This window comes from Butyrivibrio sp. (assembly GCF_017433805.1).
Lineage (GTDB): Bacteria > Bacillota > Clostridia > Lachnospirales > Lachnospiraceae > Butyrivibrio.
In genome coordinates, this window is sequence record NZ_JAFRGN010000015.1 from 62311 (window position 1) to 79120 (window position 16810).

Annotated in this window: 15 protein-coding genes, 1 tRNA gene and 2 pseudogenes; all 18 read left to right on the top strand. The window is 42.3% G+C overall.

The window, feature by feature from the left end; genetic code table 11:
* Nucleotides 1-153: 153 nt before the first annotated feature.
* A complete protein-coding gene (locus IJI01_RS05785; protein ID WP_292187198.1) occupies nt 154-873 on the top strand; it encodes an NUDIX hydrolase in 720 nt (239 codons plus the stop codon).
* A complete protein-coding gene (locus IJI01_RS05790; RefSeq protein WP_292187201.1) occupies nt 858-1382 on the top strand; it encodes a cysteine hydrolase family protein in 525 nt (174 codons plus the stop codon). Before IJI01_RS05785 ends, IJI01_RS05790 begins: the two co-directional genes overlap by 16 nt.
* 47 nt (nt 1383-1429) lie before the next feature.
* A complete protein-coding gene (locus IJI01_RS05795; RefSeq protein WP_292187203.1) occupies nt 1430-1942 on the top strand; it encodes an adenylyltransferase/cytidyltransferase family protein in 513 nt (170 codons plus the stop codon).
* A gap of 44 nt (nt 1943-1986) precedes the next feature.
* On the top strand, nt 1987-3189 hold the full coding sequence (gene pncB, locus IJI01_RS05800) for a nicotinate phosphoribosyltransferase (RefSeq protein WP_292187206.1): 1203 nt from the start codon (nt 1987-1989) through the stop codon (nt 3187-3189).
* Between the two features lie 16 nt (nt 3190-3205).
* Entirely contained in the window at nt 3206-3997 is a 792-nt protein-coding gene (gene nadE / locus IJI01_RS05805) for an NAD(+) synthase (protein ID WP_292187209.1), read from the top strand.
* 131 nt (nt 3998-4128) lie between these two features.
* Nucleotides 4129-4818 carry a hypothetical protein gene (locus IJI01_RS05810; RefSeq protein ID WP_292187212.1) on the top strand — a complete coding sequence of 230 codons (690 nt, stop codon included), beginning with the start codon at nt 4129-4131 and terminating at the stop codon, nt 4816-4818.
* A 131-nt stretch (nt 4819-4949) separates the two neighbouring features.
* Entirely contained in the window at nt 4950-5507 is a 558-nt protein-coding gene (gene efp / locus IJI01_RS05815) for an elongation factor P (RefSeq protein WP_292187214.1), read from the top strand.
* Between the two features lie 164 nt (nt 5508-5671).
* A complete protein-coding gene (locus IJI01_RS05820; protein WP_292187216.1) occupies nt 5672-6568 on the top strand; it encodes a DUF5688 family protein in 897 nt (298 codons plus the stop codon).
* Nucleotides 6569-6621: 53 nt separating this feature from the next.
* A tRNA-Arg gene (locus IJI01_RS05825) sits at nt 6622-6693 on the top strand.
* 24 nt (nt 6694-6717) lie between these two features.
* Complete coding sequence (locus tag IJI01_RS05830; protein WP_292187218.1) at nt 6718-8001, top strand: SH3 domain-containing protein; 1284 nt, start codon at nt 6718-6720, stop codon at nt 7999-8001.
* Between the two features lie 107 nt (nt 8002-8108).
* A pseudogene (locus tag IJI01_RS05835) lies at nt 8109-9086 on the top strand (Gfo/Idh/MocA family protein); the annotation flags it as partial.
* Nucleotides 9087-9447: 361 nt separating this feature from the next.
* Entirely contained in the window at nt 9448-10782 is a 1335-nt protein-coding gene (gene gdhA, locus IJI01_RS05840) for an NADP-specific glutamate dehydrogenase (RefSeq protein WP_292187223.1), read from the top strand.
* A 176-nt stretch (nt 10783-10958) separates the two neighbouring features.
* Nucleotides 10959-12572, top strand: a complete 1614-nt coding sequence (locus IJI01_RS05845; protein ID WP_292187227.1) for a glycoside hydrolase family 25 protein — start codon at nt 10959-10961, stop codon at nt 12570-12572.
* A gap of 38 nt (nt 12573-12610) precedes the next feature.
* A complete protein-coding gene (gene dtd, locus IJI01_RS05850) occupies nt 12611-13045 on the top strand; it encodes a D-aminoacyl-tRNA deacylase (RefSeq protein ID WP_292187229.1) in 435 nt (144 codons plus the stop codon).
* A 52-nt stretch (nt 13046-13097) separates the two neighbouring features.
* Complete coding sequence (locus tag IJI01_RS05855) at nt 13098-14195, top strand: acyltransferase family protein (protein WP_292187232.1); 1098 nt, start codon at nt 13098-13100, stop codon at nt 14193-14195.
* A 56-nt stretch (nt 14196-14251) separates the two neighbouring features.
* The gene (locus tag IJI01_RS05860; RefSeq protein ID WP_292187235.1) at nt 14252-15220 is read left to right on the top strand and encodes an aldo/keto reductase; all 969 of its coding nucleotides are present in this window, start codon (nt 14252-14254) and stop codon (nt 15218-15220) included.
* 51 nt (nt 15221-15271) lie between these two features.
* The gene (locus IJI01_RS05865) at nt 15272-15865 is read left to right on the top strand and encodes a cyclase family protein (protein ID WP_292187238.1); all 594 of its coding nucleotides are present in this window, start codon (nt 15272-15274) and stop codon (nt 15863-15865) included.
* Nucleotides 15866-16090: 225 nt separating this feature from the next.
* Nucleotides 16091-16810 (top strand): annotated as a pseudogene (locus tag IJI01_RS05870) (hypothetical protein); the annotation flags it as partial.

Genomic DNA, 16810 nt, shown 5'->3' on the forward strand with positions numbered 1-16810 from the left:
TGGCTCCCGTATTTCCTGTGTTTATACAAATATTTTAAAAAATGAAACAAAATATATTGACAATGCCAAATTATTGCTTATACTAATAAATATAAAAATGAAACAAAATAAAACACACAAGACAAAACATACTATGAAACGGAGGCAAGATCAATGCTTTCAGAATACAAGCATCCATACGTAACAGTTGATCTTCTCTTGTTTTCTGTGATCGATGGTCAGTTAGCTGTTTGCCTCACTGTCAGAGATGAGGAACCCTACAAGGATATGTACGCGCTGCCTGGTTCTTTTATCAGAGAGAATGAATCGGCAGAGGGCGCTGTAGAGAGACTTCTGTCTGACAAGCTTTCATTAACAGGGCAGATCTACACCGAACAGCTCATGACCTTCTCGGATGTTAACAGAGACCCACGAGAAAGAGTTATCTCAATTGCATACATCGGGATCATACCTGATCAGCACATGGTGAATGTTCCATGGATGAAGTGGTTCACGATTCAGGGATCCAACGTAGGCAGCTACAAGCTATGCCAGGTTGATGGAGATGAGAGCTTTATCAGTACCAGCCTTGGATTTGACCATGACGAGATGCTGAATATAGCAATTGACAGACTCAAAGGTAAGATTGATTACACAGACATCATCTTCAAGTTCCTCAAGGATTCCAAGCAGTTCACAGCTTCGACGCTGAGACACATTTACGAGTCAGTGACAGGACAGGAGATTAACAGAGGCAATTTTACCAAGTACCAGATGAATACCTATATGGAGCACGGACTTATCAAGAAGACCGGATCCATTTCAATAGGTAGGGGAAGACCTGCGGATACATATTCTTACATAGGAGGAGATAGATTATGGATAAGATATTAGTTGTAGTAGATATGCAGAATGATTTTGTGACTGGAGCGCTGGGGAGCGCCGAGGCACAGCAGATAGTTCCAGCAGTAGTTGAGAAGGTTAGAAGTTTCGATGGAACTGTCGTATTTACAAGGGACACTCACCATGAGAACTACATGGAGACCCAGGAAGGACATAATCTTCCAGTTCCACATTGCTTTGAAGGAACAGCTGGATGGGAGATTATTCCAGAACTTACAGAACTCGCTGAAGGCAAGAAGATTTTTGATAAGCCTACATTTGGAAGCGTAGAGCTTGCAAACTTCATTAAGGCTGAAGCGGATAAGCGAAATGGTCAGCTCGAGGTAGAACTCATCGGTGTTTGCACAGATATATGTGTTGTCAGCAATGCACTTCTTATTAAGGCATACAATGTGGAGGTTCCTGTAACAGTAGATTCTAAGTGCTGCGCAGGAGTTACACCAGCTGCACATGATGCGGCGCTGGCTACCATGAAGAGCTGCCAGGTTAAGGTTGCCTGACAGGATTTCTTTTAACAGAGCAGTATTAGTACTGGAGGATTTAGATTATGCGAATAGGTCTGGTTTTCGGAACCTTCGCTCCGATGCATTTGGGTCATCAGGATGTCATAAATATAGCAAAAGAGGAAATGGACAAAGTAATTGTTGTGTGCTGCGGTCATGAGGGGGATCGAGGATATCCAACATTTCCTCTTGAGCTAAGATATGAGCTGGCGACTAAAGAGTTTGCTGATGATGAAAAAGTTTTTGTAACAAAGCTTTACGATACAGATCCTGAGATCAAGAAGCATTGGGATCAGCAGCAGATATGGAACTACTGGGTAGACAGAATGCTTCTTCATCTTTTCCAAAAAGAGCTGATCGTAGCCAGAGATGAGCTGTGCTTTTATACATCAGAGGATGATTATACAGAGCTTCTTACCAGTACTCCGCAGCACCTCAAGGTGCATAAGTGCAGCAGGGTCAGACCTGTCAGCGGGACAATGATACGAGAGGATTTAAAGGGTAATACAGAGCTTATGGTCAGCTCTTTTGCCGAATATGTCAGAACACTAGATTAAAGAAATATCAGCCAAGAGGCTGATTTATGAAAAGGGGATATATTATGGAACGCATTATTACATCACTTCTTGAGACAGACGCTTACAAATTCTCAATGGGACAGGCAATCTACCATCAGTTTTCTGATTACAAGACAACCTGGTCATTCAAGTGTCGTAACAGGGATGTACACTTCACCAAGGAGATGGTTGATGAGATCAAGAGACAGATCAAGGCTTTCTGCGAGCTGAGATTTACTGAGGAGGAGCTTGATTATCTTGAGAATATCGTATGGATTAAGGGATCATACGTGGATTTCCTGAGACTTTGGCAGGCTAGATATGATGATTTTACAATTGACGATAACGCTGAGTGCGGTCTTAACATTGAGACCAAGGGCACATGGCTCAATACTTCAATGTACGAGATTCCAACTCTTGCAATCGTCAACGAAGTATACTTCAGAATGCAGTACAACTACGACGAACTTTTCGAGAGCTTCAAGAGAAGACTTAACGAGAAGGTTGATAAGGTAAAAGATGGTACTTATAACCTGTCAGTATTCAGTGAGTTTGGTCTTCGTAGACGTCTTTCAGCGCAGGCTCAGGAGCTTGCAGTTAAGACCCTTGCAGAGGCTGATCTTGGTGCATCCAAGTTCCTTGGAACATCTAATGTTTACCTTGCCAAGAAGTATGGCGTAACTCCTGTTGGTACAATGGCTCACGAGTGGATCATGTGCACAGGCCAGGGCAATCACAAGCATAACCCGGCTTATTCTAACTGGTACGCTCTTGATGCATGGGTAAAAGAGTATGGTATCCTTAACGGAACAGCTCTTACAGATGCAATCACAACTGACTGTTTCCTCAAGGACTTCCAGCTCACATACGCTACACTCTTTAGCGGTGTTCGTCATGATTCTGGCGATCCAATCGAGTGGGGCGAGAAGATGATCGCGCATTATGAGAAGCTTGGAATTGATCCTAAGACCAAGACACTTCTCTTTAGCGACAGCCTTGATTTCGAGCGAGCAGACAAGCTCTTTAGACATTTCAATGGAAGAGCCAAGGTTGGATTTGGTATCGGAACATACATCTCTAACGACACAGACGTTGAGGCACTCAATATCGTAATGAAGACTACAGCCTGCAACGGCCAGGATGTTGCCAAGATTTCTGATGTTGCCGGTAAGGGAATGTGCAAGAACCCTGATTACGTAGATTATCTCCAGAGATGCATTGACTGGAGAATGACTCACGAGAAATAAAGGATAGGTGATGTGTATGGATTTTTTACAGAACTTTGATGCTGAACATAAGGTAGAAGAGAGTGTAACCTGGATCAGAGACTGGTTTGATGCTAATGGGCCCAAGGCAAGCGCTGTAATTGGCCTTTCTGGTGGCAAGGACTCTACTATTGTGGCAGCTCTTTTGACAAGGGCTCTGGGAAAAGAAAGAGTGGTAGGCGTTCTGATGCCTAACGGAGAGCAGAAGGATATTGCAGATTCAAGGCGTGTAGTAGAGGAACTGGGTATAGAGGCATACGTGGTAAATGTTAATGCCGGTGTCGAAGGAATTTACAGTTCCATCAGAAACGCAGAGGTACTGAATAGCGATAAGGAAGGTGGCAGCATTGGCGGAGCTTTGGGTAAGGACTCTGTCATCAATACTCCACCAAGAATCAGAATGGCAACCCTTTATGCTATTGCACAGTCACTTCCAAATGGCGGAAGAGTAGCTAATACCTGCAACAGATCAGAGGACTATGTTGGATATTCAACCAAGTACGGTGATGCAGCAGGCGACTTCAGTCCATGCTCAGACCTTACTGTAACTGAGATGAGACTAATTGGCGACACACTTGGACTTCCTCATGACCTGATTCACAAGACTCCATCAGATGGCCTCTCTGGAATGTCTGATGAGGACAAGCTTGGATTTACCTATGATGAACTAGACAGATATATCTTCACAGGTGTCCTTGAGGATGAGGAAAAGAGAGCAAAGATTGACAAACTTCACAAAATCAACCTTCATAAGCTCCAGCTTATGCCTATGTATAAGCAGAATAGATGAGATATAATGCGATTTTATGCCACATTTCCTGGTTTTGGGAGATGTGGCATATTTAATAGGATAATGGTACAATTGTTACAGAATATCGTTTGTCATATTGATTGTTTATTTAATTACTGAGGGGATGGGAAATGGCATTTGATGTTTCCAAGATTACAACTGCAGTAAATAATTATCTGTATTCTATTTCGGATACAAATAAGATGCTGACGGAAAGTGTAAGCTCCGGCTCTACAGATCTGTCTGGTATATTCCAAAAGTATCTTACAGGAGCTCTTAATAATATAGATGCCAGTAATCTTAGTACCGATGACAGGCAGGCTATCATTGATGCCATGAAGGTATCAGATAGTATGAATCTTTATGGCTTGAATGGGAATTCGGATAGTGATTCTTCGCAGGATATGCTGAGTACTCTTAGTAGTCTGACCAGCCTTGGCGCTGGGAATGATACAGCATCAACAGATGTCGTAAAGTCTGTAGATAAGTCATCAGACTCAGATTTAAGTCAGGCCTTTGCGCAGGCAAGTGATATGAGTTCAAATACAGCTTTGCATCTTGAAGATGAGATTAAAGGTGTGTTTGCCGGAATGGATAATCTTGGCGAAGTAATCCTTAATAAGATTGCCAGCAGAGATAGTACTGGTGAGATAAATAGAAGTGTCGCTAATCTGGATATTCAGAGCGACATCCAAAGAAGTATAGCAAGTCACGACAGAAGTGATGAAATCAGTGAATATAATAGTTACAATGCATCAAGGATAGCATCGTATAAAAATGCTGGGGGAAGTACAAGTGTCTTCGGCGATTTTAAGCTATAACTCGCAGGAACTGCATCAGAACAAATAGTTTCTAAATGCTAATTTTGTGAGAAAAAAATAGTTGAAAAATCGGAAGTGATAGTTTAAAATGTACTAGTTGTTTGATGTGAAGTAATTTAGGAGGATTTTTTATGATTTCTGCAAGTGATTTCAGAAATGGTGTAACCATCGAAATCGATGGCAACGTATGTCAGATTATTGAATTTCAGCATGTTAAGCCTGGTAAGGGCGCTGCTTTCGTAAGAACAAAGCTTAAGGACATCATCAATGGCGGTGTTAAGGAGACAACCTTCCGCCCAACTGAGAAGTTCCCAGCAGCTCGTATCGATAAGAAAGATATGCAGTATCTCTATCAGGATGGAGATATTTTCAACTTCATGGATTCAGAGACTTATGAGCAGATTGGTCTTACATCAGATCAGATCGGCGATTCTCTCAAGTTTGTTAAGGAGAACGAGGTTTGTAAGGTAATGTCTTACAACGGCAACGTATTCGCAGTTGAGCCACCTATGTTCGTTGAGCTTACAATCACAGAGACAGAGCCTGGATTCAAGGGCGACACAGCTACAGGTGCTACAAAGCCTGCAACAGTTGAGACTGGTGCTAACGTATCAGTTCCTCTCTTCGTTAACGAGGGAGATGTTATTAAGATTGATACTAGAACAGGTGAGTATCTCTCAAGAGTTTAATTGACTACGTAACCATATCTGACACGTATATTTAGTCATAATTCTTTATAGAACTTAGTAAGACAATAGATAGTCATGTTTACACATGACCTCTATTGTCTTTTTTTGTCTGTTTTTAGGATTATGCGAGATTTTTTAGATTTTGAAAGGGATATGGAGAAGATATGAGAATTGAAGATTTTGGAATGGTAGTTGCTGATGAAATTAGGGGGATTTTAGGCTCAGAGTATAGTATTGAGTACAAGGAGGTTGGCAGGAACAACGGAGTTACTTACCACGCTCTTTTGATCAAAAGAGAAGGTGATAATATCTCACCTACTATATACATTGACGGCTTCTTCCACGAATATGAAAGGGGAACAGATAGAAGCAAAATTGTTAATGACATCATCAGGCTATACAGGGAGAACGCCATCAGAGATGGCTTTGATGCCAGCTTTTATACAGACTTTTCTAATGTATGCAGTCGTCTGGCCTTTAAGGTCACCAATTATGAAAGAAATAAGAAGGCGCTATTAGATCTACCCTACAAGAAGATGGAAGACCTGGCATTTGTTCCTATCTGTCTGGTTTCTGATAAAATCCTTGGAGAAGGGAACATTACGATCAAGAATGAGCACCTTAGAAAATGGGAAATCTCTTTTGACGAGCTATGGGAAAATGTCTGGGAGAATGCGGCCAAAATCGCGCCTGTTAAACGCAGAAACCTCTTTGATATTGCAGGCAATGTGATGGGAGATGGCACTTTCTTTTGTGAGGATCTACCCAGAAATATGTTTGTTATAACCAATTGTCAGGAAATGTTTGGGGCTTCGGCAGTTTTTTACCCAGGATATCTGGAGGAGCTTGCCTTAGAAATGGGAAGTGATATGGTTATAATACCTTCTTCTGTCCACGAGACTATAGTTATGAGCGCGCCAGATGACAGGGCGTCTCTTAGTGAACTTATAGCGATGGTTAAAGAGGTTAATCGTACAGTTTTGGCACAGGAGGATTTTCTAAGTGACTGCATCTATCTGTATAAGAGACAAGAGAAAAAGATAGTCGTAGTGCATGAATAAAAGAATTTTGGACTTTCTAGGGGTGTTATGGTATTATAACCTAGTACGTTTGTGCACCCGTAGTCTAACGGATAGAACGTAGGCCTCCGACGCCTTTAATGCTGGTTCGAATCCAGTCGGGTGCATATTACAATTAATAGAGGTTATACATGAAGAGAAATAAGAAAGCATATTCCTTTAGGAATAATAAGAAGAATGTTTTTGCAATACTTGGTGATAATAAGAAATATCTGATGCCTATATTGTTTGTACTGGCAGTGGTACTCACAGTGGTGATCGCGCTTAATGCCAATAAGAGGACCAGGGAATCAGCAGATGCCTTTGCAGAGGCAGATCTTGGTGCAACACTGGAGATAAATGAGATCATTCCAATGGCCGAGAATGCATATGAAGATGTAAATGCTCTTATTGACACATATTATACAGCGTCAGCTAATGGCGATGCAGAGACTATCGCTTCTATCTATAAGGGACTTGAGGAAACAGAGCTTCTTAAAGCTGTTGCTGCAGCAGATTACATCGAAGGCTTCCAGAATATTACAGTATATACCAAGCCTGGTCCTAAAGCTGGTAGTTATGTAGCTTATGTTTACAATGAAGTTAAGCTTTATGACTATGACAAGGCAGTTCCTGGACTTGAGACTCTTTACATCTGTACGGATGAAGATGGTAAGCTTTATATCAATATTGATATAGCTGATGCCAGTGAAATCGAGTATCTTAAGCAGGTTAATCTGCAGGAGGATGTAATCGATCTCAATAACAAGGTAGCTACTGAGTATAATGAGATGGTTAATTCAGACGAGACTTTGGCAGAGATTCTTACAAAGATGAGAGCAGGTCTTCAGGTTTCAGTTGGTGAGGCTCTCGCTTCATCAGAAGCTAGTACAGATGCTGCATCAGAGGAGACAAGTGCCGAGGATGCTGCAGGAGAGGCTACCACAGATGCTCCTGTTCAGACAGTGACAACACATACTATCAGGGCAACAGACGTTATCAATATCCGTAGCTCAGACAGTGAGACTGCTGATGTTATCTCCAAGACATCTAAGGGTGAAGAGTTTAAACAGCTCGAGGCTCTTGCTAATGGCTGGAGTAAGATTGAGTACAAGGGCGGTGTTGCTTACGTTAAGACTGAGTTCTTTGAGGTTGTAGGAGAAGAGACAGTAGAGGTTGAGAACACTGATGAACAGAATGATCAGAATGCTACAGATGCAACTCAGACAACAGTTAAGTCTTCAGATACTGGCAAGATGAAAGTTAACGACAGTGTCAGACTTCGTAAGAGCCAGAGCACAGAATCCGATGTCCTTGATATGATCTATTCAGGCAGTACTGTTAACGTTATTGAACAGTATGCTAGTGGATGGGCCAAGGTAGAATATAATAAGAAGACAGGATACATTAAGTCAGAGTTCCTTACCAAAGATTGATTAGTTTTTAGATTTTATAGTATTTGACAATAGCCAGCAGAAATTGCTGGCTATTGATGTATAATGATAGTTATAACAAATCACGTAAATGTGCGGAGGTATTATATATGTTTGGGCGTGTTAAAGTTGCAATCATGGGAACCGGTAAAATTGCCAGCATTATGGCGGATACACTTAAGTCTGCCAGAGGTGTTGAATGCTATGCTGTAGGCTCAAGAGACTTAGAGAGAGCCAAGAAGTTTGCTTCTGAGCATGGTGTTAAGAAGTCTTATGGTTCATACGCTGAACTCGTAAGCGATCCTAAGGTAGAACTGGTTTATGTAGCTACACCTCATTCAGAGCATTTTGAGAATGTTAAGCTTGCTCTTTCTGCTGGCAAGCACGTTATCTGCGAGAAGGCATTCATGCTGAATCAGCAGCAGGCTATTGAAGTGTTCAAAATGGCAGAGGAAAAGAAACTCCTTCTTACAGAAGCTATGTGGGTAAGATATATGCCATTTAGAAGTAAGCTTACTGAAGTTTTGGCTAGTAACGTTATTGGACAGCCTTACATGCTTACTGCTAATCTTGGCTATAATATCAGTGCCAAAGATAGAATAAGTCTCCCAGAGCTTGGAGGTGGAGCGCTGCTTGATCTTGGTGTTTATGTACTCAATTTCGCGTCCATGGTATTTGGTAATGACGTAAGTGATATCGCATCCATCTGTACTTTTAACAACAATGGAATGGATATGCAGGACAGCATTACCCTTAGATATGCAGATGGCAAGATGGCAGTGCTAAATGCTACAGCACTTGGAATTAGCGATAGAAGTGGTGTTATCTATGGGCCTAAGGGATATATTGTTGTAGATAATATCAATAATTTCGAAGCTATACACGTATATGATACTTCATACAAGAAAATAGCAAGCTATAAGAGACCCAAGCAGATTACCGGCTATGAATATGAGATTGAAGCCTGCGTGAAGGCTATGAACGAAGGATGGCTTGAGTGCCCTGAAATGCCTCATTCTGAAACTCTCAAGATAATGGATATGATGGACTTTATCCGCAAATCTAATGGAATCAAATTCCCTGGTGAAGATATGCCAGCAGCAGAGTTTACTCCAGCTTCAGCTCATAACGAGAGCTCATATCAGGTAGAGACTACTGCGGAACCATCAGCAGAACAGACAGAAGAGGTTGTGCAGTCACAGCAGGAATCTGTACAGCCAGCTGAGGATACCACAGCTCCAGAGGCCGAAACAGCTAGTGAAAATAAGTAAAGTTTTTTTGATAAAAATTAATTCAAAAAACTCTTGCACTTTAAATTATTAAAGTATATAATATCGAACAGACAGTGATGTCTGCGCAATGGGGCGTAGGGACCATAAGGTTTCTTGCGCCCTATTTTGCTATAATAAAAAGTTTTGTCATGTACCAATGGTACGGGAAGGAGAAAAAATGTCATACGTTGACGAGATTTACGATTATGTTGTTGAGAAGAACCCAGCTCAGCCAGAATTCCATCAGGCTGTAAAAGAGGTACTCGAGTCACTGAGAGTAGTTATTGAGGCAAATGAAGATGAGTATCGTAAGGATGCTCTCCTTGAGAGACTTGTAACTCCTGAGAGACAGATCCTTTTCAGAGTACCATGGGTTGACGATAAGGGACAGGTTCAGGTTAATAACGGTTTCAGAGTACAGTTCAACTCTGCTATCGGACCTTACAAGGGAGGACTTCGTTTCCATCCTTCAGTAAACCTTGGTATCATCAAGTTCCTTGGTTTTGAGCAGATCTTCAAGAACTCACTTACAAGCCTTCCAATCGGTGGTGGTAAGGGTGGTTCTGACTTCGATCCTAAGGGCAAGTCAGACAGAGAAGTTATGGCATTCTGCCAGAGCTTCATGACAGAGCTCTACAGACACATCGGAGCAGATACAGACGTTCCTGCTGGTGATATCGGTGTTGGCGGACGTGAGATCGGCTACATGTATGGTCAGTACAAGAGAATCAGAGACGTATACGAGGGAGTTCTTACAGGTAAGGGTCTTACATACGGTGGATCACTTGCTCGTACACAGGCTACAGGATATGGTCTTCTTTATCTTACAGAGGAGCTTCTTAAGTGCAATGGTCACGATATCAGCGGCAAGACAGTAGTTGTTTCTGGTGCTGGAAACGTTGCTATCTACGCTATCGAGAAGGCTCAGCAGCTCGGCGCTAAGGTTGTTACATGTTCAGATTCTACAGGTTGGATTTATGATCCAGAAGGAATCGATGTTGCACTCCTTAAGGAAATCAAAGAGGTTAAGAGAGCTCGTCTTACAGAGTACGCTGCTGCTAGAAAGTCAGCTGAGTACCATGAGGGCAGAGGCGTTTGGTCAATCAAGTGTGATGTTGCACTTCCTTGCGCTACACAGAACGAGCTTCTCATCGACGATGCTAAGCAGCTTGTTGCTAACGGCGTAATCGCTGTTTGTGAGGGTGCTAACATGCCTACAACAATCGAAGCTACAGAGTACCTTCAGAAGAATGGTGTTCTCTTTGTATGTGGTAAGGCTTCTAACGCTGGTGGTGTTGCTACATCAGCTCTTGAGATGAGCCAGAACAGCGAGAGACTTTCATGGAGCTTCGAAGAGGTTGATGCTAAGCTTAAGCAGATCATGGTTAACATCTACCACAACATTGATGATGCTGCCAAGAAGTATGGCATGGAAGGCAACTATGTTGCTGGTGCTAACATCGCAGGCTTCCTCAAGGTTGCAGATGCTATGAAGGCTCAGGGTATTGTTTGATAAATTGATCAGATAATTCTATATTGAACAAACAGGAACCATCAGAGAAGGAAACTTCTTTGATGGTTCTTTTTATATGACCATGATATCTTTTTCGGGTAAAACAACCTTGCCGCAAAGGCTCAGAAGTGGAATAATAGAGGAATACTTGGAAATTTTTACTTGCGAGGGTTGTTATGAAAAAAGAATTTGATGATGATGACTTTGAGTTTGGAGAAGGGGGAGGATTTCTTAGGATTGCAATAGGTGGCGCGGTTATACTTGTGCTTATTGTAATAGGTTGTGCAGTACTTTTTCTTGGCAAGGACCGTGAAAAAGCCCCTGAAGTAGCTAACGATGATAATCTTTTTGAAGAAATAGATGCTGGTGCACTTCTTTTGTCAGAGGATGCGAGTACTGTTGCTGCTTCGGAAGACTCTGCTGAGAGTGATGCCAGTGAACAGGCTAGCTTGGAGGTTACAACTGATGCTTCAGCTATGGCAAGCAGTGCGGAAGCTCAGAGCTCAGACGAGGACAATGATCCTGGTGCAATTGCCAAGACTGAGAGCGGAGCATCTGTTGATGTAGCTCAGCTTGTAAGCGCCAGCAGTGTTGGTGAGAATTCAAATGTGACCTATGGAATAGATGTATCAAGGTTCCAGGGAACCATTAACTGGGAACAGGTTGCTGGAAGTGGCATTGAGTTTGCTATGGTAAGGGTTGGCTACAGAGATGCCAAGACCGGTGAGATCAAGGCAGATACTAATGCCAAGTATAACATGCAGGAAGCTGAGAAATATGGTATCAAGGTTGGAGCATATTTCTTTTCCACAGCTATAAACAGTAATGAAGCGGTTGAGGAAGCTAACTGGGTTACAAACTATATAGCCAAATATGCTATTACATATCCTGTAGGTTATAACTGCGAAGGCTTTGAAAATGCAGCAAGCAGACAGGTGAACCTGACACAGGATGAGAGAAGTAGTGTAGCAATGGCTTTCCTTGATCAGATATACAGCGCTGGCTATACACCTATCTTTTACGCATCACAAAGTGAACTTGCAGGCGATGCTAAGTGGAATACTTCTCAGATTCAGCAGAAATATAAGATATGGATGGCGTGGTACAATCAGGATGCCAGCAGCATAGCTAATGGTCCTAACTATGGTGGACAGTGTGCTATGTGGCAGTACACGAGCCAGGGTACAGTTCCTGGAATAAATGGCAAGGTGGATGTTGATGTTGCATACTTTGGCTACAACGGAACAGAAACTGCCAAGGATACATCGGAAAGGGAAACAGCTTCAGCCGATGTTGAGGCGCTTATGAATTTTGATGCTGTGGATGAAACAGTTACTGCCAAGAACAGCACAAACCTCAGGAATAAGCCAAGTCAGGGAAGTGACAGTACAGTTATGGTGACTCTTGAAAATGGTCAGACTGCCCAGCGAACTGGTGTAAGCCCAAGCGGTTGGTCAAGAGTCGTTTATCAGGGAAATACATATTATGCAGTTTCAAGTTACCTGACAACAGACCTTAGTGCTCCTAAGCAGGAAACTCAGCAGCCGCAGGAAACATCAGGCTTTAAGACTAAGTTTACTGACTGTAGTGAAACAGTCACAGCTAAGGATGTAGTAAATCTGCGCAATAAGCCAAGTGTTACAGATGAAGACTCTCAGGTTATTGCATCTCTTTCTGCAGGTGAAACTGCTCTTAGAACAGGTATTAACAATGAATATGGTTGGTCTCGCGTGGAGTACAATGGTCAGACACTGTACTGTGTGAGCAGCTATTTGAGAGTTGTAGAATAAGTAATAGATTAAAATGGGTTTTTGGAGAAGGGGGCAATATGAGAGCAGTAGTGACAAGGGTGCTTTCTGCATCGGTTACAATTGATGGACGAGAAGTAGCAGCTATAGACAAGGGCTTTTTGGTACTTCTGGGAGTTCATAAGGATGATACCAGGGAGCAGGCTATCAAGATGGCTGATAAGATATGCGGCCTTAGAGTGTTTGAAGATGAGAATGGCAAGATGAATATAAATCCCAAGGATGCTGGCGCTAAGCTTCTCATTGTCAGTCAGTTTACTCTTTATGCGGATTGCAGCTCCAGAAGGCCTGGATTTACAGACGCTGCCAGACCTGAGATTTCAGAGCCTTTATATGAGCTTGTTGTAGAAGAGTGCAGGAATAGAGGCTTTGAAGTAGGAACAGGGGAGTTTGGTGCTGACATGAAGGTTGCTTCTGTCAATGACGGCCCTGTTACGATTGTTCTTGATGTCTGATAGAATATTAGGGGATGTATAGTATAAATTTTGGGGTGGAGGGAGTTTTTGGATGGATAAAAAAGTAAGAAGCTCAAATTTTGAGTTATTGAGAGTACTGGCAATCATTTTGATTGTTCTTTTCCATATTCAGTTGCATGGACCACAGACGAGAATCAATGATGGGGCGTTTTCTGATCCAGTGTTCTTTAAGCAGTTGTTCCTTCTCGATGCAGGAAATACCTTCGGAATGATTGGTAATGCGCTGTTCATTATGATCTCTGGTTATTTCCTTGTGAGTAATCTGAACATTGATCTAGCTAAGATTTCCAAAAAACTGTTGCTGGAAGTAGGCTTTGCTACAGTAGTGTTGACCATAGCATCAACAATTATTATAGGTAGGAGTAGTGACCTTTCTGGTCGTAATCTTGTTGGAATTAATATTTTTAATGACGAATGGTGGTTTACTGGCTATTACATTTTGGTCATTGTCATTGGAAAAGCTTTTTTGAATAAGTTTTTATCCAGACTTGAAGCTAAGGAATACCTTGGATTTTTGCTTGCTTTGTTTGCAATAGATCAGTTCCACTGGTCTTCATACATTTTCGAGGGCATCGCTAATGGAATCAGAACCCTGATGATAGGTGTATTCTTCTATGCTCTTGGCGGATATATCAAGAAGTACGATCCATTTGGCCGTGTTCGCCTGTATGTTTTATTCCTTGTGATTGCTGTTACTTATCTTCTCAGGTACATTTCCAATTACAACATCACATCGATGAATATTGCCAGGTACCTTACAAGCGAGGAACAGTATGGCTTTATGCAGACAGTTCCTCAGTTTGCTAATCATGAGATAGCTGTTGTAATAGTTACTGTCTGCTTATTTGAGCTGTTCAAGAGAATTCATATGCCTAATAGCAGAATTATCAATTACTTAGGTAAATCAACTCTGATGATCTATTTCATCCACGAAAATGATCTGTTCATCAGCTTCTACAAAATGGATTCCTGGATTGGTACTTTGTCTGAGCACGTGGACCAGTTTGTTCTTAAGTGGTTTAAGTGGGGACTTATTGGCATAGGCCTTGGAGTGCTGGCTTATACAGTGTTTGAACTTCTTGGTTTGTTATGCTCAAAGTGCAAGTTCCTAGTGGTAAAAGAGAAATAAGTAATCTTTCGGTGAGTAGCATAAATGGCAGTATTATTCGACGGAAAGGCGATAAAATGGGCTTTGATTTATATACTAAGATTGAAGGCATAGAAAAAGACGTTTCTCGAATACTTCTTGGAACAGGCTTTTTGCCAGATGTCGATGATTATGATGCCTGGCTAACTGGGATTCTCGACACTGGTGTGAATGCTATAGATACTGCAAGAGTCTACCCTGATTCAGAGAAAACAATAGGTAAATGGCTTGAAAAGACTGGCGTACGCGATAAGGTCGTAATTTTGAGTAAGTGTGGCCATCCTGATGGAAGCGTCAAAAGAGTTAATAGAAGAGCCATGCTTGCTGATCTGGATAAGTCTTTGGAGGAGCTAAGAACTGACTATATTGATATCTATATCCTTCATAGAGATGATCCAAGTGTCGAAGTTGCGGAAGTTATTGAGACATTTAATGAGATGAAAGCTCGTGGAAAAATAGGACTTTTTGGAGGATCCAATTGGACTTACAGAAGAATTGAGGAAGCCAACGAATATGCTTACAAGAAGGGGCTCGAGCCGTTTTCTGTATCAAGTCCAAGCTTCGGGCTTGCAGATCAGCTTGGAGTAGTGTGGGATGATACCTGCGTAACTATATCAGGTAAGGCAGGAGAAGAAGCGAGAAAATGGTATGCCCAGAATCAGATGCCTGTGGTCGCTTATTCATCCTTGGGACGAGGCCTCTTTTCCGGAAGGCTTAAGAGTACTGATGCGGATAATGCGGAGCAGTATCTCGATATGTTTGCGATGAGAGGTTATGCTTTTCCTGATAATTTCGAAAGGCTTAGGCGTTGTGAAATCCTGGCAAAAGAAAAGGAGGTAAGCGTTCCTCAGCTTGCTATGTCCTGGATTTTCCATCAGAAAATGAACATGTTTGCTGTTGTCAGCACATCTTCACCAGTAAGAATGCAGGAAAATATAAAGGCGCTAGCTATAGATCTTTCAGAGAAAGAATCTGATTATCTTAACTTGGTAAGTGATTTGTACTAACTATATCTATTTGTGTGATGCTGCAAAAGTCAGTAGTATTGGAGGCGGATAATGAAGATTTACGATATTTCGCAGGAAGTGTTTGGATGCGCAGTTTATCCAGGAGACCCAAGCCCGGAAAGAGAGATCCTATTAAGTACCAGTAAAGGAGATGTATGTAATCTGACGGCAATTAAGATGTGTGCACACAACGGTACTCATGTAGATGCTCCGTACCATTTTTATGGTGATGGCAAGACGATAGATCAGGTTGATTTAGATAAGTTTGTTGGCTATGCATATGTTGCAGAGCATAACGGGGATGTTTCTGAGGATGCTGCCAGAAGGATTCTTGATGCTGCCAGAAAATGTAATCCTGATTGCTGCGAACGTATTCTGATAAAGGGAAAAGCAACTGTTACTAAAGAGGCAGCAGAAGTTTTTGCTGATGCTCATATTAAGCTTTATGGGAATGAGTCACAGACTGTAGGGCCAGAAGATGCGCCTAAGGAGGTACATCTTATAATGCTGGGGGCGGAGATTGTTTTGCTGGAGGGAATCAGACTTTCGGAAGTGCCGGAAGGCGCATATCTTCTTAATGCTGCACCGATTAATCTTGGTGGAGCTGATGGTGCACCATGCAGGGCGACACTAATACAAAATTGAAGTAATTGAACATATAATATGTTGTGCTTTGGTGGCAGTTTGGTGACTGCCACCTTTTTTCGGCCTTTTTGAATAATTTATTTCGAGAATTAATAAAAAGTTTACTGTAAAAACAATAATATATAAACGATAATATAAATAGACACTCGCACAAAGGGGGAATTGTGCCCAAAAATAGATTAAGATTCATGATTATTCGTCTTGTGAAATGAAAGGAGAATCAGCATGGATGGCATGAGTACTCAGGATTTATTGAATGGACAGGATTTATCAACTGCGAATGTAGATGACCTCTTAGCTGCTATGAAGCAGGAAGAGGCAGTTGCTGAGCCTGCCCCTGCTCCAGAGGAGGCTCCAAAGCCTAAGAGAGGTCGCCCAAAAAAGGTAGAGGCTGAACCTATTGCTGATCTTCCTGATCTAGATCAGATAAAGGCTGAAACTGAGGCAGCTGCAGCAGCCGCTGCGACTGCACCAACACCAGAACCTGCTCCTGAGCCAGCGCCTGTTGATACGGAGGCAATGCTCGCTGCTATGGCTTCTGCGGAAACAGCAGGAGAAGTTGATGCAATGATGGCAGCAATGGCAGCAGGAGAAGCTGCACCAACAGCAGAAGCCCCTGTAGAGATGCCAACAGATATTCCTATGGATATCCCGGCTGATGTGCCGGTAGCTGAGGCAGCACCAGAAGCACCAGCAGAGGAGGCACCAGTAGATATGGACGCAATGATGGCAGCAATGGTGGCAGGAGAAGCGGCACCAACAGCTGAAGCTCCAGTAGAAATGCCAGCTGATATCCCTATGGATATACCAGCAGATGTACCTGTAGCTGAAGCAGTACCAGAAGTTCCTGCAGCAGAGGAGGCACCAGTAGATATGGACGCAATGATGGCAGCAATGGTGGCAGGAGAAGCGGCACCAACAGCTGAAGCTCCAGTAGAAATGCCA